The sequence below is a fragment of the Chryseobacterium sp. DZ-32 genome (assembly GCF_059587025.1).
In genome coordinates this window covers 17,740-41,140 of sequence record NZ_JCAIOM010000004.1, presented here as the reverse complement: position 1 = coordinate 41,140, position 23,401 = coordinate 17,740, and the positions used below count along the sequence as shown (strand labels likewise).

At 37.6% G+C, this 23,401-nt stretch carries 20 protein-coding genes; 8 read left to right on the top strand and 12 right to left on the bottom strand.

What is annotated here, in order from left to right:
* Positions 1 to 375: 375 nt before the first annotated feature.
* The 4 genes from AC59HC_RS05405 to AC59HC_RS05390 all read left to right on the top strand — a co-directional run bounded on the left by AC59HC_RS05405 (position 376) and on the right by AC59HC_RS05390 (position 2,164).
* Positions 376 to 828 carry a PA2169 family four-helix-bundle protein gene (locus AC59HC_RS05405; protein WP_110010492.1) on the top strand — a complete coding sequence of 151 codons (453 nt, stop codon included), beginning with the start codon at positions 376 to 378 and terminating at the stop codon, positions 826 to 828.
* 107 nt (positions 829 to 935) lie between these two features.
* Positions 936 to 1,484 (top strand): type 1 glutamine amidotransferase domain-containing protein, encoded by a 549-nt coding sequence (locus AC59HC_RS05400; protein WP_496558122.1) that lies wholly within the window; start codon positions 936 to 938, stop codon positions 1,482 to 1,484.
* A 135-nt stretch (positions 1,485 to 1,619) separates the two neighbouring features.
* Entirely contained in the window at positions 1,620 to 1,937 is a 318-nt protein-coding gene (locus tag AC59HC_RS05395) for a hypothetical protein (RefSeq protein ID WP_202839340.1), read from the top strand.
* 56 nt (positions 1,938 to 1,993) lie between these two features.
* Positions 1,994 to 2,164 carry a lmo0937 family membrane protein gene (locus AC59HC_RS05390; protein WP_047433678.1) on the top strand — a complete coding sequence of 57 codons (171 nt, stop codon included), beginning with the start codon at positions 1,994 to 1,996 and terminating at the stop codon, positions 2,162 to 2,164.
* Positions 2,165 to 2,264: 100 nt separating this feature from the next.
* Here AC59HC_RS05390 and AC59HC_RS05385 read toward each other — a convergent pair whose 3' ends face one another.
* The 4 genes from AC59HC_RS05385 to egtD are packed head-to-tail and all read right to left on the bottom strand — an operon-like array spanning position 2,265 to position 6,944.
* Positions 2,265 to 3,830: an ABC transporter permease/substrate-binding protein gene (locus AC59HC_RS05385; protein WP_496558121.1), complete on the bottom strand. Its 1,566-nt coding sequence runs from the start codon at positions 3,828 to 3,830 to the stop codon at positions 2,265 to 2,267.
* On the bottom strand, positions 3,827 to 4,747 hold the full coding sequence (locus tag AC59HC_RS05380; RefSeq protein WP_202839336.1) for an ABC transporter ATP-binding protein: 921 nt from the start codon (positions 4,745 to 4,747) through the stop codon (positions 3,827 to 3,829). The genes AC59HC_RS05385 and AC59HC_RS05380 overlap by 4 nt, the downstream gene beginning before the upstream one ends.
* Before the next feature lie 8 nt (positions 4,748 to 4,755).
* On the bottom strand, positions 4,756 to 5,946 hold the full coding sequence (egtB, locus tag AC59HC_RS05375; protein WP_202839334.1) for an ergothioneine biosynthesis protein EgtB: 1,191 nt from the start codon (positions 5,944 to 5,946) through the stop codon (positions 4,756 to 4,758).
* 17 nt (positions 5,947 to 5,963) lie between these two features.
* Positions 5,964 to 6,944, bottom strand: coding sequence for an L-histidine N(alpha)-methyltransferase (egtD, locus tag AC59HC_RS05370; RefSeq protein ID WP_496558120.1), 981 nt, complete (start codon positions 6,942 to 6,944; stop codon positions 5,964 to 5,966).
* Between the two features lie 359 nt (positions 6,945 to 7,303).
* On the opposite strand from egtD, the gene AC59HC_RS05365 reads away from it, so the two are divergent.
* Positions 7,304 to 9,700, top strand: a complete 2,397-nt coding sequence (locus tag AC59HC_RS05365; protein ID WP_496558119.1) for a hypothetical protein — start codon at positions 7,304 to 7,306, stop codon at positions 9,698 to 9,700.
* A gap of 192 nt (positions 9,701 to 9,892) precedes the next feature.
* Here the strand turns inward: AC59HC_RS05365 and AC59HC_RS05360 are convergent, their stop codons facing one another.
* From AC59HC_RS05360 to AC59HC_RS05350, 3 genes are all read right to left on the bottom strand, one after another.
* Positions 9,893 to 10,951: a serine hydrolase domain-containing protein gene (locus tag AC59HC_RS05360; RefSeq protein ID WP_202839331.1), complete on the bottom strand. Its 1,059-nt coding sequence runs from the start codon at positions 10,949 to 10,951 to the stop codon at positions 9,893 to 9,895.
* A 153-nt stretch (positions 10,952 to 11,104) separates the two neighbouring features.
* Positions 11,105 to 12,244 (bottom strand): helix-turn-helix domain-containing protein, encoded by a 1,140-nt coding sequence (locus AC59HC_RS05355; protein WP_202839330.1) that lies wholly within the window; start codon positions 12,242 to 12,244, stop codon positions 11,105 to 11,107.
* A 354-nt stretch (positions 12,245 to 12,598) separates the two neighbouring features.
* Positions 12,599 to 13,963, bottom strand: coding sequence for a phage tail-like protein (locus AC59HC_RS05350; RefSeq protein ID WP_496558118.1), 1,365 nt, complete (start codon positions 13,961 to 13,963; stop codon positions 12,599 to 12,601).
* Positions 13,964 to 14,607: 644 nt separating this feature from the next.
* Between AC59HC_RS05350 and AC59HC_RS05345 the strand changes: the two genes are divergently transcribed.
* Positions 14,608 to 15,072 (top strand): hypothetical protein, encoded by a 465-nt coding sequence (locus tag AC59HC_RS05345; RefSeq protein WP_202839327.1) that lies wholly within the window; start codon positions 14,608 to 14,610, stop codon positions 15,070 to 15,072.
* Between the two features lie 148 nt (positions 15,073 to 15,220).
* Here the strand turns inward: AC59HC_RS05345 and AC59HC_RS05340 are convergent, their stop codons facing one another.
* From AC59HC_RS05340 to AC59HC_RS05325, 4 genes are all read right to left on the bottom strand, one after another.
* Positions 15,221 to 16,978: a lamin tail domain-containing protein gene (locus tag AC59HC_RS05340; RefSeq protein ID WP_228406524.1), complete on the bottom strand. Its 1,758-nt coding sequence runs from the start codon at positions 16,976 to 16,978 to the stop codon at positions 15,221 to 15,223.
* Between the two features lie 338 nt (positions 16,979 to 17,316).
* A complete protein-coding gene (locus tag AC59HC_RS05335) occupies positions 17,317 to 17,778 on the bottom strand; it encodes a MaoC family dehydratase (RefSeq protein WP_110010480.1) in 462 nt (153 codons plus the stop codon).
* A 343-nt stretch (positions 17,779 to 18,121) separates the two neighbouring features.
* On the bottom strand, positions 18,122 to 18,316 hold the full coding sequence (locus AC59HC_RS05330; RefSeq protein WP_110010479.1) for a cold-shock protein: 195 nt from the start codon (positions 18,314 to 18,316) through the stop codon (positions 18,122 to 18,124).
* 54 nt (positions 18,317 to 18,370) lie between these two features.
* Complete coding sequence (locus AC59HC_RS05325) at positions 18,371 to 19,186, bottom strand: DEAD/DEAH box helicase (RefSeq protein ID WP_482400118.1); 816 nt, start codon at positions 19,184 to 19,186, stop codon at positions 18,371 to 18,373.
* A gap of 342 nt (positions 19,187 to 19,528) precedes the next feature.
* Between AC59HC_RS05325 and AC59HC_RS05320 the strand changes: the two genes are divergently transcribed.
* Together AC59HC_RS05320 and AC59HC_RS05315 are read left to right on the top strand one after the other, a co-directional pair.
* Positions 19,529 to 20,476, top strand: coding sequence for a beta-1,6-N-acetylglucosaminyltransferase (locus AC59HC_RS05320; protein WP_496558117.1), 948 nt, complete (start codon positions 19,529 to 19,531; stop codon positions 20,474 to 20,476).
* Positions 20,477 to 20,583: 107 nt separating this feature from the next.
* A complete protein-coding gene (locus AC59HC_RS05315; protein WP_496558116.1) occupies positions 20,584 to 21,795 on the top strand; it encodes a winged helix-turn-helix domain-containing protein in 1,212 nt (403 codons plus the stop codon).
* A 76-nt stretch (positions 21,796 to 21,871) separates the two neighbouring features.
* Here AC59HC_RS05315 and AC59HC_RS05310 read toward each other — a convergent pair whose 3' ends face one another.
* Positions 21,872 to 23,380 carry an amidohydrolase family protein gene (locus AC59HC_RS05310; RefSeq protein WP_496558115.1) on the bottom strand — a complete coding sequence of 503 codons (1,509 nt, stop codon included), beginning with the start codon at positions 23,378 to 23,380 and terminating at the stop codon, positions 21,872 to 21,874.
* Between the last annotated feature and the right edge of the window lie 21 nt (positions 23,381 to 23,401).

The following is a 23,401-nucleotide window of genomic DNA, read 5'->3' as shown; positions in this document are numbered from 1 at the left end:
TGAGTAAATCATACACTTACTTCTTCTAAATATAGAAAAAATTATGGCATCATCTCTCTGCGTGTCCAAATTATATTTTATTGCAGCTGTCCTTATACTCCATCAAAAGAAGCCAAAGCTGAAACTGTTATCAATTCTTTTTGCTGATAAAATAGCTGCTGGCAAACGCTTTTCAGGGAAATATTTATTCGTAGCGCAAACCAGATAAACCTCTGTGGTGCTTTTGATTATGGAGTTCTTTGCAGTTCTTCAGGTATTTTTAATTAAGATTTGTTTTCAAAATTTTAAGTTTTTTTTAAATACCACATCTTTGCAGATATCCCGTTTGAGGCACAGCACTTGCAAAGTTCATAGTACCAATTTAAAATATAAAATATGAACAACGAGAAAACAGTTTCAGTATTGAATGATTTACTGAACATTACCAACGACAGAATTCAGGGATTTTCAAAAGTGGAAGACAAAGTATGGGATGAGTATCCACAGCTGAGAGCAGATTATGATACCATGGTAGCCCAGTCTCACAAGATGAAAAACGAATTGAGCAATCTGATTACGGAAAGAGGCGGCACACCGGATCAATCGGGATCTACTGCAGGCGCTATCCACAGAGCATGGATTGATGTTAAAAATTCTTTTGCTGCAGATACAGCCGGCTCTACGTTAGGAAATGTTGTATATGGTGAAAGTGCTGCTATAGACGCGTATCAGGATGCACTAGACAGCGGTGATCTTTGCCCGGAAAGTTCCAGAGTGGTACTGGATCAGCTTCATCAGCTTAAGGCTTCTCATGATAAATTTGAAGTTCTTGAAGATCTAAAGAAGTAGATATCCTCTTTCTCATGAGGTAAGTTTTTATTTAATCATCACACAACAATCGAACGTTGTAATCGGAGGTCACAAATCTTCCGATACTTAACACAAAAAACAGTACTATGTCAAAGAAAATCGCAATACTGGCCACACATGGCTTTGAAGAGAGTGAATTAAGTTCACCTAAAGAATATCTGGAAGAACAGGGATGGACCGCCCATATCGTAAGTCCTGAACCGGGAAGCATTAAAGCCTGGGCAGAAAAAGACTGGGGAAAGGAATATCCTGTAGATCAAACGCTGGACAATGCAGCCGCTTCAGACTATGATGCGCTGGTATTACCGGGAGGAGTTATTAATCCCGATCAGCTGAGAACCAATGAAAAAGCACTCACCTTTGTAAAAGATTTTTTTGCCCAGCATAAACCTGTAGCAGCCATTTGCCACGGACCGCAGGTACTGATCAACGCGGGTGTGGTAGAAGGCAGAAATCTGACTTCCGTCAACTCCATCAGCCAGGATTTAAAAAATGCAGGCGCACGCTGGGAAGACAGCGAGGTGGTAGTAGACGAGGGACTTGTTACGAGCAGAACACCAAAAGATCTTCCTGCCTTTAATGCCAAAATGGTAGAAGAGATCAGGGAAGGAAAACATAAGGAACAAACGCTCTGAAACTAAAAAGTCTGGTTCTGCCAGACTTTTTTCTTCTCTCCAAATTTGATAAGAGCTATGTAAATACTTAAAAAGTACCACATTTCTCTCCTATGGCAAAAAATTTGTACCTATTTAAATCCAAATCACAATCGTATGAACAATATAGTAAAAATTACATTGGCTCTTGCAGCAGGAAGTTCTTTGCTTTATCTGGGCCTGCGAAAAAAAAGCAAGAAAAGCAAAGTATATCTTGCCCCTGATGGAAATACTTATAAAGAAAACCAGATTTACCGTACTTACGATAATAAGCTTTATAAGAACGGCAAGGAGTTTCATTATTCCATGCCACAGTTAGAGGATGATCAGTCTTTCAATAAAAATTACAGTACGGTTACTGATACTGTTTATTCCAACTATAAAACCGATCATAAAAGCACCCAATATCACCACAAAGGTATAAGGCATCAATAAAACGAGGCCGCAGCTATACACTACACCACAACACTAACCACAAAAAAAATAATAGTATGAGAAATTTATTATGGCTTGTTGCAGTCATCTGCATCGCAGTCTGGCTACTCGGAATGCTTGGAATCATTCCCGGTATGGACACAGGAAGTTTAATCCACACCCTTCTGGTGGTTGCCATTATTGTCGTTCTGATCAATATTTTTACCGGCAGAAAGCCTCTTAATTAAAAACAAAAAAATCAGAGTAGGAAAAACCATCTACTCTGATTAATTTTAATAAGCTATATAAGATAAGGTTAGAATTCTTTTTGTTAAAAACTGTCCGTCATCATTGGGAATCCATATATTTTTTCAGGTCTGAAATAGTTTTGATTTTAAGTTCATCAGCCTGTTTCCTCCGCATCATCAAAGCATATGCATTATTAAAACCAAGTGGCTGCAGCCATTCAATTCCGTACTGTTTACGGAATTCCCGGTTAACATACTCCAATGTTTTTTCCGGGCTCTTAGACACTTCTTCTATCGTTTTTGCCGAAGGTTTCAGCAAAACCAGCAGTCCGGTTCCTGTGTATTCAGGATACACATCAATGGCATCATTCATCAGAGCATCAAAGCAGATTTTCGTTCCGCCGAGACCTGTTTTTGTTTCTACTTTATAATCTGTGTAGCCTTCAATGAGCATTTTGTACATTTCGGCCAGAATATATTGCTCACCAAAAATTTTGGATCCGATTTTTATGGTTTGGGAATTTCCTTTGCGTGGATCTTTATATAAATTTGTTTTCATTAAAAAATCTTTAGCAATTTTTTCGGGAGTCTGTTTAAGATAATCGGCTTTGTAATTCAGTTCAGTCATGATAGAATCATTGAATTTACCTGCCAAAAGGTTCAGTGTTTTTTCCAGTCCGGGAAATTTTTCCAATGTTTTTGTTTTGATCACCGGAGCCGCAAAATAAGGAGGAAAAATCTTCCTGTCATCTTCCAGAACATACAAATCAAAAGCTTTGATCCTTCCGTCTGTTGAATATCCGCTGATGAGGTCCAGTTCTTTTTCGTAGGCTGCTTTGTACATAATGGCATCGCTTACAACCAGTGGATGTGCATCAAGCCCATATACCGAACGTAGTCCCAGATTTCCGTCCTGCCGGCCCATAAATTCAGGGGTAAAACCTGCCTTAAGCTTATGGTTTGAAACAGAAACTAAAAGATAAATAATCCCGATAACAGCCAGAACAGCCGGAATAATATATTTTAATTTCTTTACAGACTGATAGCTTAATTTCTGTAAAACGGCAATGGTCTGATCTAAGAGAACAGCCAGTAAAGCGGCGGGAATTGCGCCGGCCAGAATCATATGGGTATTATTAAGGGAAATTCCACCAAAAATAAATTCACCCAAACCGCCTGCCGCCACAAATGAAGCTAAAGTTGCCACCCCCACATTGATCACTGCTGCCGTCCTGATTCCTGCAATAATAACAGGCATCGCCAAAGGAAGCTGAACTTTGAAAAGCAGCTGTTTTCCATTCATTCCCATTGCTTTTGCAGCTTCTGTTACCGCCGGATCTACTTCCGTTATTCCGGTGTAAGTATTCCTGATGATCGGTAAAAGAGCATAGATCAGCAATGCAACAATGGCCGGAGCTGCTCCAATCCCGAAAACAGGAATCATAAAACCAAGCAGCGCAATACTGGGAATGGTCTGTAAAATTCCTGCCATTCCTAAAACAGAACCTGATAATTTTCTTTTTCGGGCAATGAGAATTCCTAAAGGCACACCAATCATGATGGCCAGAAAAAGAGATAAAAAAGTGAGTCCCAGATGCTGTACAACCTGAGTAAGCAGTTTTTCATGCTGCTCCGTGATAAACTGCCAAAAACTTTGCTCGCTCATACAGTCTGGAATTTTCGGTATTCACTAAATGCTTTAACCAGATTTTCGTAATCTTCGGAAAGCAAAGTATCTGTACTCAGATGTTGCAAAGCGTCCCAAACACTCGTATGGTCTGAAAACTGAAGCTCTTCATAAAAGCGGCTGCCTTCAATCATAGAGTTCAGATCTTTCAGTCTGCCTACTTTGTATTCCAGTAAAAGCCGGTTTTTAGCAAAGAAATTCTTAACAAAATCATTTTTGGGCTGATACAACATTTCTCCCGGAGTTCCTGACTGAATAATTTTCCCCTGATCCATCAGGCAGATTTTATGACCTAAATCGAAGGCTTCCTGAACATCGTGGGTCACCAGAATAATGGTTTTATTTTTAAGTTCTTCGAGTGATTTGAATTCTGAATGAATATCACTTTTGGTGATATTGTCCAGCGCTCCGAACGGCTCGTCCATCAGCAAGACAGGGGCATCGGCAATCAAAGCCCTGGCAATTCCCACTCTTTGCTGCTGTCCGCCGCTTAATTCGTTGGGAAACCGTGTAAGTACGTCTTCAGAGAGATGGAGTTTGTGCAATAATTCAAGGATTTTTCCGGCTGTCTTTTTTTTATCCCATTTCAGCAAATCGGGAATAACTGCTATATTCTGTTGTATGGTGTAATGGGGGAACAACCCGGAATGCTGCATGACAAATCCAATTCCCATGCGCAGCTCTTCCGCTTTTTGTAACTGAATATTCTTGCCATCAATCAAAATAGTTCCGGAATCTACTTCGATGAGGCGGTTTATCATTTTCAGCATGGTAGTTTTTCCGCAGCCGCTTGTTCCCAGAAGCACCAGAATTTCCTTATCATTGGCCTGAAAGGAAATATCATCAACTGCTTTTTTTCCATTAAAACTTTTTGAAACCGATTGAACTGTAATCATAGGCAAAATTATTGTGCAAGTCTGATTCCGGTGAACTGCCACTGTAAATGAGTCGGGAAAAAGTTCCGGTAGGTATTTCTGCTGTGTCCCGGCGGAGTGGCTACCGAAGCACCACGAAGCACCATCTGGTTCACCATGAATTTTCCATTATATTCTCCCACTGCTCCAGCTTCTTTTTTATATCCAGGATACGGAAGATAAGCGGAATTAGTCCACTCCCAGCGGTTTCCCCAGTTGAAACAGGCTGATGCAGCTTCCCATTCAGCTTCGGTTGGCAGGCGTTTTCCTTTCCATGAAGCAAAGGCAGAGGCTTCGAAAAAACTGATATGGCAGACCGCTTCCTCTAAGTCGATTTCCTGTAAGCCGTTTAAAGTATAGTTCATCCACTTCCCATCAATGAAATGCCAGTATAAAGGGGATTTTACATTATTTTGCTTTACCCAGTCCCAACCCTCGGCGTGCCAGTGTCTGAAATCTTCATAGCCTCCGGCTTCCATAAATTCTACATATTCTTTATTGGTCACCAATTGACTGCTAATTTTAAAATCATTCAGATATACCCTATGCCTTCCCAGCTCATTATCAAAACAGAATCCTTCACCTTTAAAACCGATTTCATAAATTCCTTCTGAAAAACTGATCATTTCTGAGTTTCCGGCAGATTCTTTTTTTGAAATATTTTCTTTTTTATAAGCAGGAAATAAAGGATTGTGCCCTAAAATGTATTTGATATCTGTAAGTAACAATTCCTGATGCTGCTGTTCGTGGTTTAACCCTAATTCCAGCAGAGATTCCAATGGCTGTGTAAGATATCCGCTTTGAAGAAATTCATCCATCTTTTGATCCACGTATTCCCGGTATTTAAAGACATCAGAAACAGATGGACGGCTCAGGTTTCCCCTGTCGGTGCGGATAACGCGGGCTCCGATGGTTTCGTAATAACTGTTGAACACAAAATTATACTGAGGATCAAAAACTTCATATCCTGGAAAATTGGACTGTAAAATAAAGGTTTCAAAAAACCAGGTGGTATGGCCCAGATGCCATTTCGGAGGGCTCACATCTACGACGGGCTGAACTACATAGTCTTCAATTTCCAGAGGGCCGCAAATCTCAACGGAACGATTTCTAACTTCAAAGTACTTTTTTGTCCAGTTTTTATGAGTATTCGCTTTTACAGACAATACATCTTTTTTCATAAAAAATCATTTTTAAATTATACCATCCAGATAGAATCTACAAACCAGTTTTTAGAATCTTTAATCTCAGCAAGAATATGAAAACCCGAGTCTCCGGCAAGTTTTCTGATATCCTGTTCAGAAAATTTCCGGGAGATCTCCATATCAATCAATTCATCTTTTTTGAAGGTAAACAAACAGTTTCCTATATGAACTTCCTGATCACAAAGACTTACCAGGAAACTTCTGCAATCTCCTGAAACCGGGTCATAATTTTGATAATGCTGGAAATTTTCCACCTTGAAATCTCCTTGCAGTTCGCGGTTGATTCTTGTAAGAAGATTTAGATTGAATGAAGCGGTAATTCCCGCAGGATCATTGTAAGCAGAAAGAATGGTGTGCGGATTTTTCTTGAGGTCAAACCCTACAAGAAACAAATCCCCGGAATTCAGTTTTCTTTTCACTTCACTGCAGAAATGGGCGGCTTCTTCGCTTTCCATATTCCCTATATTTCCACCTAAGAAAAGAACTACCTTTTTTCTTTTCGAAATTCCGGTGGCTTTATCAAGCATATCAAAATACTCTCCTTCCAACGGTAAAACTTCCAGTTTTGGCAGGCTTTTTTTCAGGTTTTCCTGCAAAACAGAAAGAATATTTCCTGAAATATCAATAGGCATATAGGTAAAATTTGTTCCTTTCTCTACTAAATTTCTGAGAAGGTATGATGATTTCATCGCATCGCCAGCTCCCAGTTCTATAAGATCAAAAGATTCATTGATATTGGAAATTGCTTTTACAAGTTCCTCTGTTTTATTTTGAAATATATCCAGTTCACAATTGGTAATATAATATTCCGGCATCGCCATAATCTGCTGGAAGAGATGATCGCCTGTTTTGTCGTAAAAATATTTTGAAGATAATTTTTTCGGATGAGCGGACAATCCTTTTAAAATGTCCGAACCGAAATTATCGGCACCGTCATTTTTAAAATGACAATTCTGTTTTAACTGTACATTCATAGTTTATATTCTGTTTGGTCGTTCATTGAGTACAACTATCTTGCCGACACCGGAATTACTTTCCGCATATCTGTAAGCTTCTCCAATTCATCTAATTAAAGATAGGCTTTATTTGTGGTTTTAAGGTACCACATCTCACTTTATTGATAAAATACGGAGCAGATGCCGGATAACTTTTCTTGGATCAGCCCGTTTTATCAGCATTATTTTTTTTAAAACGGCCAACAGTTTTCCCATTAAAGCCTTTGCATCAAAGTCTGAAAAAACACGGTATAAATCGGATAATTATAAGTTTTTAACCTTTCCGGAAGTCTTTAAATGATTACATTAGCAAAGAATTAAAATGTGCTGAGATTTCTATGAAAAATATATTCTGTGTAATGCTTCTTTCAATGGTACAGCCTATACTGGCACAAACCAGACTGGAAAAAGCAATTACCAATCTTGAAGATCATTACGAGCAGGAGAAAGTATATGTACTTACCGACAAATCACAATATGCAGCAGGTGATAAAATCTGGTTTAAAAGTTTTGTATTTAACGGTTACAACCGGTCGCCACTCTCTACTACCCTATTTGTAGAACTTTACAATGCTGATAAAAAATTAATCGACTGGAAAACTGTACTTCTTACTAACGGGGAAGGCAGCGGGGATTTTCAACTGAAAGAAGATCTTCCGGAACAGGTTTACTTTGTGAGAGCCTACACTCCTTATATGACCAATTTCAATGAAGATTTTCAGATTGTCAAAACCATTCCGGTTTACAATCCGAACTCTGCAGAATCATTGGTTATTGCAAAAAATTCCGACTGGTCTGCCAAAGTATTTCCGGAAGGCGGAACTTTCATTAATGGTACCTCTACCAAATTTGCTGTAAGGTTATCCGGCAATTCATCCCTTCCGGAGAGCTGGTCCGGAAAAATAATTGATATTCAAGCTCCCAATACTCCTGTTACTACCTTCAAATCTTTTGATAAAAATGTGGCTTCCTTTACAATAACTCCGGCATCAGGAAAAAAATACCAGGCCATTATTCAGGATAATAAAGGAAAAAGCCAGACCATTGATCTGCCGCAAGCTGCAGACAGCGGTATGAGTATAGAGGTTGTAAGTGCCAAAGAAGGGATAAAATACAACATAAAGGGTATTCATCTGAAACAACAGCTTCAGGGTTATAAAGTTGTAGGACTCATCAATAACCATCTTGCTTACAGAGCCAATATCAACCATCTGACCAGTGATGTATCAAGTCTCATTCCTACAAAAGTAAGTAATGGTGCGAATGGTATTTTACAGTTGGTTATTTTTGATGAACAGGACAATATCGTGGCAAAAAGGCTTTGCTTTATAAAACCTGCTGATCTAAAAATTGAGAAAGCAGAAATAATAGGACAAAGCTTAAAACCAACGCCAAGAGCATTCAATAGTATTGATCTTTCCCCCGAGTCTTATTTTAAACATTACACGGTTTTGGTGAGTGAAGACGACGGCAGCCAGACTCCTGAAGAGGAAAATATTCTGAGCAGACTTTGGCTGACGGGAGATTTTACAACAAGAATAGACAGCCCGGCGCAATATTTTTCTAAAAATGCCAACACTGAAGCGCTGGACGCCCTGCTTATTTCAGAAAACTGGAAAAGATTCGACTGGAATTCTGTACTCAGCGGCGCGGCACCCACCATTAAAACACAGTCTCAGCAATATCTGTCTTACAGGGTGAAACCTATTAAAAACAATGCCCTGATGATCAATGCGGCGGTCAATTTACTATCAAAATCGGGTGAAAATCAGCCAGTATTCGGTCAGTTCAAAACAGATCAGAATGGGTATATCTATTTAAACAACCTCAATAATGATGAACCGCTTGAGATCTCGGCCTTTGTGAATTCAGAAAATAAAGAATCGGGAAATGATGATTTGTTTGTTACCATAGAACCGTTAGTGACTCCTTCCCCATTTACAGGTAATTTCCCGGCAACCCCATACACATTGGTAAAAACCGACAAAAATAAAAGCCTGCCTCCAACCATTTCCAGAGCGATCAACACTCAGAAAAATACTAAAAAGAAAGAGAGTAATGATATACAAATCCAGGCAGTAGCTTTGGTAGGAAAAAAGAAAGATCCGAAAGCAGAGCTGGATAAACAACTGTCCAGCGGCATGTTCAGTTCTGTCAATTCTACAGTATTTGATTTCGTTAATGAAGACCAGCATATTTCAGGATCAAGCAATATTTTAGACTGGCTGCAGGGAAGAGCTGCCGGCCTGACATTTCAGAAAAATAACTCAGGAGCAAGCGTTCCTTATATCCGCGGGCAGCAGGCTAAGCTCTATTTGGATGAAATACAGACCGATCCTACCATGATTACCAGTCTTCCGGTTAATAATATTGCGATGGTAAAGATCATTAAAGGATCCGGATTAATAGGCGATGCCGTAGCCATCTATACCATGAAGGGGAATATGAAATCTAAAAGTAATGAAAAAGAATTGAAGAAGAACAATGTATCAATCATCAAAGGATATGATAAACCTTCAGAGTTCCCTATTGAAATGATCGATGACGATGCTCCGGAAAAAATTGAAAATGATACCCGCGAAACCCTCTACTGGAATCCTGATTTGTTTGACAGCGACTACGTTCCTCCAAGAATTAAATTCTTTAATAACGACAGCGCCAAGCAATATAAAGTTCTGATCATAAGCTTTGATGAAGATGATAATATCCTGTATGATCAGCAAATCTTAAAATAATCTTCAAGATGATTCTGAAGATCATTATAGGGGACAAGTCTGTATTTTAGGCTTGTCCCTTTTTAATTAATGACCATTGCTTTATCCGCTTTCTTTGCGTGGGACAAGAGCTTTGAAAAAGAAAATTCCGGTTAGTAATTTTCCACGGAGAATCGTTAAACTCTCTTTGATTGCGAAAGATTCATTTTACATTTATTTCAGGACGGTATCATAAATTGTATTCAGAAGATCCTGTCTCATCTTTGAGTTTCTATGATCAAGAAGGATAATAATTCCCCACTTTTTAGCCCTGTTGTAACATATGACAGAAGACTGCCCCATAGAATCTCCGGATTTTAAATAGAGCGTATTTTGATCATCCGTTGAGATATGTAAACCTAATCCTATTTCTCTTTTGTCATCTTTGTAAAAGATTTTTTCCCCTATTACAGCAGCCTGTCCTACTTTTGTTTTATCATTTAATACTACCTTTAAAAATCTGATCATATCGGCTGAATTAGATTTTACCAATCCGGAGGGAGCAATAACATTCCAATTAAAAAATTCCTGAATTCCGCCATCCTGATTGTGGCCTGTCGTTTTGTTTTTCACGTTAAAATTCTTCATTAATGTGGTAGTCATTTTCAATGGATTTGTCAGCTTTTCTCTGATAATGGTATCATAACTCTTTCCATACACTTTTTCCAGAATCTGCCCCAGTAAAGTGTATCCAATAGTAGAATACCTGTACTTGCCATAATCTTTCAGCTCATTGCAGGTATTGATTAAAGCTGTCAAGTTATTTTGGGTGACATTGCTTATAGGCTGCTGTGGATTCAATTCTATTAATTTTGCAAAGTCGATATCCGGTAAACCGGATTGATGCGAGGCGAGATCAGCAATTCTGATTTTATTTTTAAGACTTTCATGCAAAATATACTCTTTGGGAAGATAATCATCTATATAATCATTCAGTTTTATTTTGTGTTCTATCACTGCCTGGGCAATTAAATTTGCAGTTAAAATTTTAGTAATGGAGGCAATTTCGAACAGAGAATTTTCATCAATTCTGCTTTTACTTTCCTTATTTACATTACCATATGCAGTATAATATTCTTCATTATTACTGATAAAGCCAACGCTGATTCCTACCTCCGGATTTTTTTTATAATTATCCTGAATGATAGAATCGATTTTTGCGGAAAATTTTTGTCCGAAAGAAAAGCTGCTTAAGAATAACAGTACTGCTAAAAATTGAAATGATGTTTTCATTGTATCGTTTTTAATATTAAAAATTTATTTCGATACAAAGATGTGATAGCACCTGAAAATAAACGACCGAATAAAAATAATCGTCCACATTTGCTTAGAAAAAAAAGTACGAATCATTCTGAAAAAGCGTACAGGTAATTACAAAAAACTGTATTACAGACTTTTACGATAAAGCGTAGGTGTAGTTCCCGTATGTTTTTTGAAGGCCGTATTAAAAGAAGATTTTGAATTGAATCCCACTTCATAGAGAATTTCTAATATGGTCACCTTACTTTTGGTTTCATCTTTTAACATATTCATTGCATTTTCTATACGATAGGTATTTACAAAATCATAGAAATGCTGCCCCAATTGATGATTGATTAAAAGAGACAGTTCTCTGACAGGAATTCCAATTTCATCCGAAACCTCCTGAATGGTAAGTGAGGAATTAAGAAACGGCTTTTTCTCCACCATATAATTTTTTAATTTCAAAAGATCCTCATTATATGCCCTGTCACTGGTTACCGGGTCTTCACTGTTTTTCTCTTCCGAAACCATCTCGGAAACCAGTTTCAATTTTGAATCAACATTTCTGAAAAGCTCAGGATGATTCAGTGCTTTGAAAAGATACCAGCAAATAATAAAAAGGGATAATAATAGAAGTCCAGCCTTTATCTCTTCCGAAATGTAGACATAATCTGAAAATTTAAGGATATTTTTTAAAAGAGCAATGGCATAAACCATACACAATACAACCGTAAGCTGGAACAACCAGTGGTAAGAACTGATGTTTTTCCCGGCATAATTTTCAAGATAAAGTGTCTTTGATTTTCTTAATACTCTGAAAACCGCAACAAAATAAATAACCATCTGGACATGTAACAGAATATGATTAAACTTCAATTCTATCATGTTCTGACGGTTTTCAATAAAGTGAATTTTCGATGTCGTATCTACTCCATAAAAATGAGGCAGCAAAGCCAGATTGGCAATTAAAAAAGGAAATGCATGCAGCAGATATTGAGGTTTCAGTTTGAAATCCGAGTAACAAACAGACAACACATAGAGATAAAAAACCGGTATTTGCAAAAAGACAAGCATATTTTTGAATATCTCAAGGTTGGATGGTCCATCAGACACCATATTAAACAAAGGATCGCTAATATCTATAGCGTTGATGATGAGAAAAACAGCAAATAAAACATTGCTTACCCTGTTTTTTGTCTTTACAGTAAAGAGGAAAATAGCAAGAAGTACGGAAATGAATATGGAAACTGAAGCCACAATAATTAATAAATTAATCTTATCCATTCCTTACTCTTCTTTTTTGGGGGTTATTATATTTTTAAGTTTTTACAGGTATTCCGTAGGTATTCTGAGAATACCAATCCTACCCATGCAAATATAAAAATTAGATTGACACCGACTGAGTTTTTTATCTATTGTATGTGAGAGGTTGGAGATTGAATGTCGGGAGATTAAAGAATCCTTTCTTGTTGCTCATGGTATTGTAAATTAAATATCCCAAAAAACAATAAAAATATCCTTGTCAAGGTTTAAAACCTTGTCAAGGATGCCAAAACATAAGTTCCTTTGCCCGAAACATCTACCATGCAGGCAAAAACAGTTCTTTGTCTTTTTTTAAACAAAAATTGAGGTTTATTATCATAAAGGTGTGTAAACAACAGACATCGTAGCTTCCATCTGTCTGTATGACCCACCTTTATCACATTGGCTGTATGCATGAAATTGTTCACCTGCATTTAATACAAAAACAGCAGTAATATTGGTGTATCCATTTCCCATATAATTGGATCCATAATGCTGGGTAAGTTTATTTGCTGTAGTTCTTACCCCAACCGTTACTCCTCTGTAGTGGTTTTGTGCTAACGTTCCGTCAGGAACCTGGTCAAAGTGGGCTGTGATACTTATTGTGTATAATCCTGTTTTGACTGCCTGAAAGGTACCGTTATCAACTCTTGTCAGATAGGTATTATCAGAAAGACGGGTATTTTCAAACCACATGATGGCGGAGGAGCCATCTCCCGATTTTACAGAAGGTCCGGTTCTTGTCGCAACCAAAACACTGGCCGGTGTTGTGATGTCTACTTTTTTAGCAACTCCATTAGCATCCAATGCCATCAACATGTCTGTGCTGTTCATTGTGGATGATGGAACACCTCTGAATCTTACATTTCCGTCTACATCCAGTTTTTGTGTAGGAGACATTGCATAATTGGCATCAATACGTCCTATTCCCATATTTCCGTTCTCATTAATTAAGACAGCTGGTCGGTCGCTGGTAGAAAATGTAAGAGATGAAGAATTGGTTGCCCCATTACCCCAGTAATTGGCTTTTATCCCTGCTAATGGGAAGTTAGCTCCTGAAATCTTTCCATTAAAGGATAATTTTCCAAGCTCTGCTCCGGCAGATAAGTTATTAGTTCCTGTTCTTTCCAGATTAATTAATGGAGAGCTATTCGTTGACTGAACTTTCAACTGGTTACTGTCAGTATTGCCGTTTTCTTTTATATGCAGGCCTGCCTCAGGTAATTGCGTCCCTATTCCCACTTTTCCGTTGTCTTTAATAACGAAATCGGAGTTTGAAGATCTGGCAGTTCCGGTAGAAGATGCTCCTAATTTCACCATTGTATTGGCGGGATCATCTATGAAAGCATCGGTTGTAGGATCCCCTGCGGCGATAGTTCCCGAGTTCAGTTTTTGCCAGCGGTTCAGTTTGCTGTCAAAATAAAAATACCCGGTGCTGGTTACTTCTGCTGTCTGCCCGCCGGGAGCTGTATCTGCAGCTGTTACATATACCAATGCTCCCTGTTGTTTTTGAGTATATGTCTTTGCTCTGAGTTGTGCTCCAGTAATTCTAGGCGCGATAATACCGTCGAATACATTTGTAGATGTGGGCTTACCTACTACATCCAGGCTGGCCTGAGGGTCTGGCGTGTTGATACCTACTTGAGAGAACACCTGAAGGCTAATTATTAAGCCTCCAAGTAATAGAAGTTTTTTTTTCATTATTTGATCATTTTGTTGGCGCAAAAGTAATGAGATAAGAGGGTACACCAACAATATCTATATACATCAATGATACACTTTCAACAAATTTTACATACATCAATTATGCATTTATCCAGTATATATGCGATATAAATGGGATATATTTTTCGTCCGTTTTAAAATTGTTCTAACTATTGATCTAAAAAGTGACAGATCTGTTTTTGTTTTCTTGTTGAGTTTTTTCTCACGACCTTGATCTGGTTTTTAGTAGTAAAAAGCCAACATTCTAAAAACAAAGCTGTTTACACTTTATAAAACCAAAAAAGTCATAAAAAGGTTTTATTTAAAACACTTACATTCACTTAGGTTAGTTTAAAATAATACCGCAGAAAAGCCTACATAAGATGAAAACCAAAGATTTTCACAAAACTCAGGTGTACTTATCACAAATAAGGTTGGTTTTGAAAAAGCTAAAGTGTTTAAACTTTTGTGCCTTTTGTGTCGGAATTATACTGCACAGGAAAAACTGTACTTTGTCTTTTTTACCTGAGCTTGCTACTATGAAGAAGCCTTTTGCATAGTAAACAATAGGAATCTTCAAAAAAAACATCATCTTTCAAAAGAAACTCCCAAATATTCCGTTTAATTCTTAAATTTGGCTTATGCGAAAGAATTTTTATTTCATCCTTATATTATGTACTCTTACCAGCTGCTATACCTATCAGGTAAAAAAACCAGCGGTTCCGGCTGCTGACAATAATCAGGCTCCTAAAAAAAATACCGCTGCAGCGAATAATACTTCTGCAGAAATGACAGGTTCAAACCCAGCACCACAAAGTCTGATTGCCCAACCTGCACCTGTGAATATTCAGGAGAAACTGGCCGCCGGTAAAAATGTTAAAATTGAAGTTGACAACAAAAGCTATAAGGTAATTGTTGACCGATGGGAAGGAGACAGTCTGGTAGTACATCCGGTTCGTAACGCTAAAAAAAGTCTGAAGTTCCATAAGAATCAGATCAACAGCGAAAGAATTGCAGAAAAACGCTTTTCACAGCCTATTGCTGATATTCTTACCGTTACGGCTTATGCCGCTATTGGTGTTGGAATCTATCTTCTGGTCAAATAGTTTTTAATTTCCCTATTCTTTAAATTCTCCCTGGCTCCGAACAGCAAAAATTTTGAAAATTGACAGAGTAAGAAGACCTTACTATAAAATCTAACAAAACAGACTGTCTTGTTGAGACAGTCTGTTTTTATTATTTATTTTTGGTTGATTATGGCCAGATCACCCCGGATTGTTTAGGGCTTGTCCATGGTTTTCCTGCAGGACTTGTACCCGGATGGGCGGCAAGACATTCACTTACCCATGTAGCACCTACCGCATGTGATTTTACTTTTTTCACAGAACAATAGGTCGTTCCGAAGTTATCTTTATACAGCTGGTAGTTAGGATACGCACCTTTAGCTACTAACTCTTCATTATTAAGAAGCTCAACATCATCACTCACTTCCGCAGGATAATCCACAATAGCACCAAGAACCCACGCTATGGAATCTCTATTATTACCGGCTACCAGACTTGGCGGAGGGCTGAGTGTGATCTTGATCGTAGATTTTGACTGATCCACAGAGAAGGAAGAAGAATAGGTAGATTCTTTAACACTTGCCAAAGGAATTCCCAAGAAAGAAAGCGTAGCAGAAGAAGACTGTTCAAAGGTTTTCTGAATACTTTTATAATCTTCACCTGTTACGGTGATTTCTACCGTAGGATAATTGGAAATGGCCACCCCGTTCAGTAAACCGAAAGGTCCTTCAGGTCCGAATTTCATTCCCGGATCCGGAGAAAATTTGTATCCCGAGATATGTTTTTCTTCCTCTTTGTCTCTGCTGTTGATCTGTGCTTTACGGATAGGGTCAAACCATGCCCAGTACATATTGCCGGCAATATTAAAATCTTTTGGTCCAAAGTTTACCAGGGTAACTCCTGTAAACATCATTGATATTTTGATGGAGTTTTTGCTTGTCGCAATATTTTCACTGAAATAGTTCGCATTGCCTCCAATTCCTAAAGTAAAGAAATCAAAGATAGGAATAGAAAAACCCGTTTTTCCCTCTACGGAAACACGGAAACGGCTATCAGATTCACGGCTTACTTCCATATCGATCTGAGCGGTCTGAGACGTATTTTTAAGACCATTTAAAATCTGGTCAAGCGGAGTGGTCACCTCAAAAGCCGGTAAGATACTGTCGTCATTCAGCAGCAGTCCGCCATTTTCCTTTTTAGGATTCTGTACATTCTTTAAGGCTTTGGATAAGTATCCATTATTCATTGTCACATTGTTCTGCAAGGATATGGTAGCCCCCAGCGCATCCAGATAACTGGCTAATACCGGGATAATAGGTTTTCCGCTCGCCGGTGTCTTATTCAGTAAAGCATCAAGGTTATCGCTTTTCTGAATCTGGTACAAAGTAGTAGCGGGATTCGCCCATTCTGTAGCGATTTTATCCATAATAATATCAATAGGCTGCATGGTGTCAGTAGCAGGAGGAAGCGTATTATAAGCGGCCACCCAGGCATTGAGCAAGGCCATTTGCTGATCTGTAGCTCTTGTATGGGCGTCATTCAGCACAGCTGTATCTTCTACAGATAGAGAATAGTTGACTTTTGAGAAAGCATCAATAAAGTAATTGGTAAATACCTGATCCAGCTGTACCGGCTCAGTATTGGCTCTGAGATTGGAAGATATCCAGTCGTAAGTTTTTTTATTAAACTTCAGGTTAGACGGATCCTGCCAGTAGTAAGGGAAATTTCCTTTTCCATTGATGGTGATCGCAGACAGTTCTGTACTTAAAACACTGGCAAGAATATCATTGGCTCTGTCTTTCAGTTCTGTAATAATTTGTGATGCTTCTACAAAGGGAGCAACATTTTCTGGATTTTTCATGATAATAATATTGGGTATGGTTCCTACTCTTTTGCTGGCTTTTCGGATACTGCCGTTGTTCAGGGTTTCGAAGCTTCTTTTGAACATACCAAAGTAACGGTGAAAAAAGAACGGATTTTAGGGTATAAATTTCCGATTTTGAAGCCGGGTATTTTTACTGTAGCCTATAGGCATTTGTACGTACGACATAATAGTGACCATCAAGCACGGAAACCACAAGACCTGTTTTTGGCCGTGTTGCTTTTGATAATCTAGGTTCACAAAAAGTTCTGGAAAAATGTGGGTTTATAAAAATCGGTACCGATAAAGGTTTTGCCAATGCCAGGCAAATAGAAATTGAAGAATTTATTTACAGACTCGACCAGATGGTGGCTCATTAACTAAGAAAACATTAAATACCAACCTTTTACACACTCAAAAACAAATCAATCCTTAAAGTGATAAAGAAAAATAACATCCCCTGTATAAGCTGGTTTTATGTGATCTTTGATCAGGAGTCTGGCCTCCACAATTGCTTTCACAGTTCCCCTGAGGTTAACCACAGATTTTACGGTTGCCTGCAGTTTTACTTCACTATTTACAGGGACAGCTTCTCCAAACTTAAGGTTTTCTATTCCGTAATTGATTTCCATTTTTACATTTCTCACATCTGCAATCTGTTTCCAGAGATAGGGAATCAGGGATAATGTTAAATACCCGTGAGCAATGGTTGATTGAAAAGGGCCTTCTTTTTCTGCCTTTTCCTGATCCGTATGAATCCACTGGTGATCCTGTGTTGCATCTGCAAATCTATTGATCTGATCCTGACTTATTGTATGCCAGTCAGAATCACCTAACATCTGCCCTTCAAGGGACTTATACTCATTAAAATTATTAATAATAATCATATCTTTTCTGAACCTTTTGAGGGATTAAATATGTACAGCTCGTCTATTATTACTTTGGTAAGTGTAAATCAAGTCTGTCTATTTATTTTCCAGGCGTCCGGTTTTAGTGTGTCAATATTCAGACCAATTGCGCTCTTATTTTCATATCCCAGAAAAACCTCTCACATATAAGCAAGAGGCAAATGAACATAATGAAAATAAAAAATAATCTACATTACATCAATGTTCTTTCAAACAATATCCAGATCCTGAAGTTTCATGAATTTTGAATGAGAAAAATGTAAATACGAACCCTGATATGGCAAAGAATGTTATTCTAACCTATCTGCAAGCAAGATTTTTATTATGCTAACTTTACGTTAACAGCATTTAAACCTTTATCGCTTTTTTGTACATCAAAAACTACTTTATCGTTTTCGCAAATCATTCTTGTGTTTAATCCTGAAGAATGTACAAATATATCTTTACTTCCGTCTGCCGGAGTAATAAAACCGAAGCCCTTTGCTTCATTGAAAAATTTTACGGTGCCTTCTTGCATTGTAATTGTTATTAAAAATTGTGTATTATGATCTGTAAACGCTACAGATTTTATTTAAGATATTCTGACAGGTATTGTATTTCCCATCATTGGTTGAATATTTTTAAGGTCCGGGCGCTTCACCATCTGGGGTATTGAAGAAGCCGGATCTGCAATAATCTCTACGGGATTATTCAAAATTGTTTTGGCAAAATATTTTAAACTTCCCGGCATTGTTGCAGAAAAAAGCATGTTTTGTCTTTTATGGGAAACCAGATTCAATATTTTTTTTATATCATTAATGAATCCCATTTCAAGCATCCTATCTGCATCATCCAAAACAAATAACTCAATTTTAGAAAGATCGATATGTCTCTGATTTTCTACATCAAGCAGTCCTCCAGGTGTTGCTACAAGAATATCTACCCTTTTTCGGAGTGCTGCAAGCCGGCTTCCAATGGAAACGCCCTCATAAATAGAAAGCTGGGATAATGGCAGATACTTACTGTAAATTTTTAAATTTTCTTCTATCTGTATTGCCAATTCTCTTGTTGGAGTAAGGATTAAAGTCCGTATTTCTTTATGATCCGGAGTTTGTCTTTTCAGCAGCTGCAGAATAGGCATAGCAAAAGCACCTGTTTTCCCGGCACCTTTTTGTGCAGATCCTATAATGTCTCTTCCTGCTAAAATATGAGGAATCACAGTATACTGTATCTCAGTAGGCCTGGAATATCCTGCTTCTGTCACCGCACGGATAATAGGATTGATCAGATTTAAATTTTTAAAATTCATTATAATTCCGGATTCCGGTATTTTACAAACAAACCTGCTGAACAGAATTTGAATTGGAGTATTATAATGATACACAAAAGAGAATTCTTTTCTGCTCATCTTTTTCTTGCTTCAGCTATCATAATATCCTTAAATATATTATGGTTAACCGGCAATAACGTGTCGCTCTTATCTACAATAGAACTTTATAATCTCTTATTCCCGTTATGAAAACAAAGACTATAAATTGGTAGCTGAAAAAGCAAAACTGAAAGAAAAAAGTGATTTAAACTATGACAGAATAGCAAAGGCAGTGACCTGTTTTTTATAAATGTACTGCAAACCTACAATAAAAAAAATGATTATTACTTTATTTAATTAACTGATTATCAAAAATTTATTCGTACCTTCTGCCAATTAACCAAATTGTTTGCTGACGCGGATGATTTTAAACTCCGGAATATGCAAACTTCTTCCCCCATCCCCCAACCTTCTCCCAGAATATTAGAATCCCATTCAGGCCCACATGTAAGAATTGCTTATTTCATTATGATACATCATAAACCAGATGTATTTAAAAACATGTTTGAGAAAATCTATACAAGGGATCAGTTTTATCTTATCCATATTGATAAAAAAGCGAAACAAGAGTTCATTGAAGAAATACAACTTTATATCGTTCATTTTCCCAATGTCTATATTCTGGACAGTATGAATATAGTTTCGGGAGGTTTCAACATCGTTCAGGCAGAATTGAACGCTATGGAATTTCTCCTGAATGCAAGTAAAGAATGGGATTATTTTATCAATCTGAGCGGTGAAGATTATCCACTGAAATCACAAAATATTATCCGTAAATTTCTTACCATCAATAAAGGCAGGAATTATCTTTTTTATTATGATCAGAAGTTTTACAGACCCGACACGCTGAAAAGAATACAAAATCACTTTACGGAATTGGCTTATATGATCTCGTCTTTCATCTACAAACGATCTTTTATGAAAGATGTGATTCCTTATATAGGTGGTAAATGGTTTATGTTTACAAGAGAAACCTGCTTATTTTTAACCAACAACAAAATGGTAATGGATTTTGAAGACTATTATCTTCATACTTTTTTACCGGCAGATTCATTTTTTCAGACTGTTCTTATGAACACATCATTCAATGATATTATCGTCAATGATGATAAAAGAGCAGTACTTGAGACCTCCTTTTTTCAAAATACACAGAATACATTCAATTATATTCAATCATTAAAATCCGGTAATCAGCTTTTCATCAGGAAGGTTAACAAAAAAACGGATGAAAGTATCAGACAATACATTGAAGAAAGTTACCTTACTCCCCTTCCCTATGTGAATGAAATTGAAAGGGAGCTGAAGAGAGATAACCGTCAAAACAACTGATTTTTAACCAGCCGCCCCGAGTATTAACAGATCCTGTTCAGTGCTTTTCCCTTAAATCACTATATTTGATAGAAACATCATAAAAGCTGTTTCTCCGAATTTCAAATATGGAAAAGAAGTTGGCATCAGGACAATTGAAACTTGCAACACTGGATAGCCAGGGATTAACGCAACACGCGCCGTTCGGAACCGGAAAAGATGCGGTTCTTAAGGCTTTGGAACACCTTGGATATATACAGATCGATACTTTATCTATGGTGGAGCGTGCTCATCATCATACCCTCTGGACAAGAATCCCTGATTTTCATGCAGATTATCTGGAGGAACTGGTAGAAGAACGTAAGGTATTTGAGTACTGGTTTCATGCTGCGTCTTTTCTTCCTATGCAGGATTTCCGGTATGTTTTGCCTCAGATGCTCACGATTAAAAGAGGAGAATCCCGTTACTACAATGCTGATCACAGGGTAATGGAATATGTGAAAGACACCATTCGTAACGAAGGCCCTAAAAGAGCGAGAGATTTTGAAAATGAAAACCATAAGACAGGAAGCTGGTGGAACTGGAAACCTGCCAAGCTGGCTCTTGAAAGACTTTTCATGCAGGGAGACCTGATGATAAGCGGACGTGTGGGAATGCAGAAAACATATGATCTCACCGAGAGGGTTTTACCTTCTTCTATTGATACTACAGAACCTACTCCACTTGAGTTTGCAGAATATCTGGTAAAAACTAATCTGAGAGCTTATGGATTTACTACATTAAAGCAGATCACTCACCTTCGGAAGGGAAATGATGTAAAGAAAGATGTCAATAAGGTCTTGCAGACAATGCTTGAAGAAGGATTGATATCTCAGGTGAAAACAGAAGGATTATCTTCTGTCTTTATGCTGAACCATGTTCTTGAAAAGACATTTGATCCCGGAAATTCCAATATCTGGCTTTTGTCTCCGTTTGATAACGCTATTATCCATCGGGACAGAATCAAACAGATCTTTGATTTTGATTTCCGCCTGGAATGCTATACTCCAAAAGAAAAAAGACAATACGGCTATTTCTGTTTACCCATACTGTTTGGGGATCAGTTTATCGGAAGGGTTGACTGTAAAGCGCATAGAAAGGAAAAAAAACTGGAGCTTATTCATCTGCATATTGAAAACAATACTGTAGACATAGGGTTATGGCTAAAACCTTTCGTAGAAACCGTAAAACGTTTTGCTGTTTTCAATGGCTGTGAGTCTTTGGCTCTGACTAAAGTAAGTCCGCCAAAGTTGAGTACATCTGTAAAAAAAGAATTATCCAAAGCAAAGTTTAAAAAGTAACAGATGTATCTGTTAAAAGGATAAATCGCATTATTGAGGTCAATAATGCGATTTTATTTTTACAGGAAGAATCCTATTAATTTAATTTCTGATTTGTTTTCTGAACAAAATCATTCCACTGCTGGTTCAGGTAAGCTGCAGCTTTCGTTTTCTCATTATCATTCATAGAAGAATAATTAATAGAATTGAAAACCAGTTTTTTCAGGGCTTTCACATCCAGCTCCCAATACACCTGTGTTACCCAGAAATCATAGCTGAGACCGGTATATCCATAGACAGAAGGGTCATCACTGCTGATGGAACACTGTACTCCGTTACTTAATAAAACTCTTGCCGGATGATTCCTCAGATCACTTACATATCCTAAGATCTGATTACTGATCGGGCTCACTTCCACCAATTTATCCTGTTTTCTGATCTGATCCATGGTTTTTGGAAAATAGATGAGATTCAGTCCATGACCGATTCTTTTATTATTGAGCGGTGCTACATCCAGAACATTTGTATTCAACATAGAATTGCTTTCTCCGGCATGAAGGAAAAGAGGCAGCTCTACCTTATACTTTGTACTAAGTTCATTCATTTTTGCCCAGCTTTTTTCAAAAAAACTGATATGATGACCTGCTGCTTCATCCGCTACAAGGTCAAAGCCTGAGATCATATCCGGAAATTCTTTCTTCATTTCAAATGCTGTTTCCAGCTGTTTTCCGATGCTTTCATTATCCAGAAATTTAAAACTTGAATAGATCAGTTTCAGGGTAAACTGCGGATCTGATTGGTGTACTTCTTTAAGAATGTCCTGCAGATCTGTGACAGAAGTTTTCAAAGGATATTTTCCATGCTTAAAATCGTAAAGCTCATCAAAGATATATCTGATTTCTACGTGCTGAACTTTGTCTTTTATCAAATCCTGAAATCCTTTCAGATAATATGCTTTAAAGAAAGGACGATACGGAAGCAGTAAACTGATACGTTTAAAACGTTTTTCAAATTCAATCCAATAATCTGTATAAGAGCAAAGGCTATCACGTTTCAGCGTAAGAAGATCCTGCAGTTCTTTTTCAAAACCAGGGTTCGAAGTAAGCTTTTTATCAAGGTTTACAAATCCGGCCGGGACTTTTCCTTTTTCAAAAAAGGCCAGCTGTCCGAAAATGAACTGATTGTTGTCTTTCTGATCGTAAACATAACATTCCTCATATTTCCTTGCAGCTGAAATGATCCATTTCACATCTGTTATTCCACCGCTGTGGGTATGCAGCAAGCCTCCTTTCGGCATTTTCTGGAGAATTTCAAACAGCTTACTGTTTTCTATTAATGGTTTTAATTCATTAAAAGAACTGTTATATAAAGATATTTTCTTTGCTTCCGAATCACTGAGAAACTGTTTACGAATCTGGAATAGTTTTTTATCCAAAGCGATTTCTTCATCGGACAATTTTATATCAGCATCAAATGCCATTAATGCATTTTCTGTCTCTGATAATGCCAGTTTCTGTTGGTATGCAGATTTTTCGGTCACTTTACCTTGCCCCCAAAATAAGGGTGCTCCAAAAAGTGATATATAAATAAGGTATTTTTTCATCATAATAAATATTGGAGGAGTTTT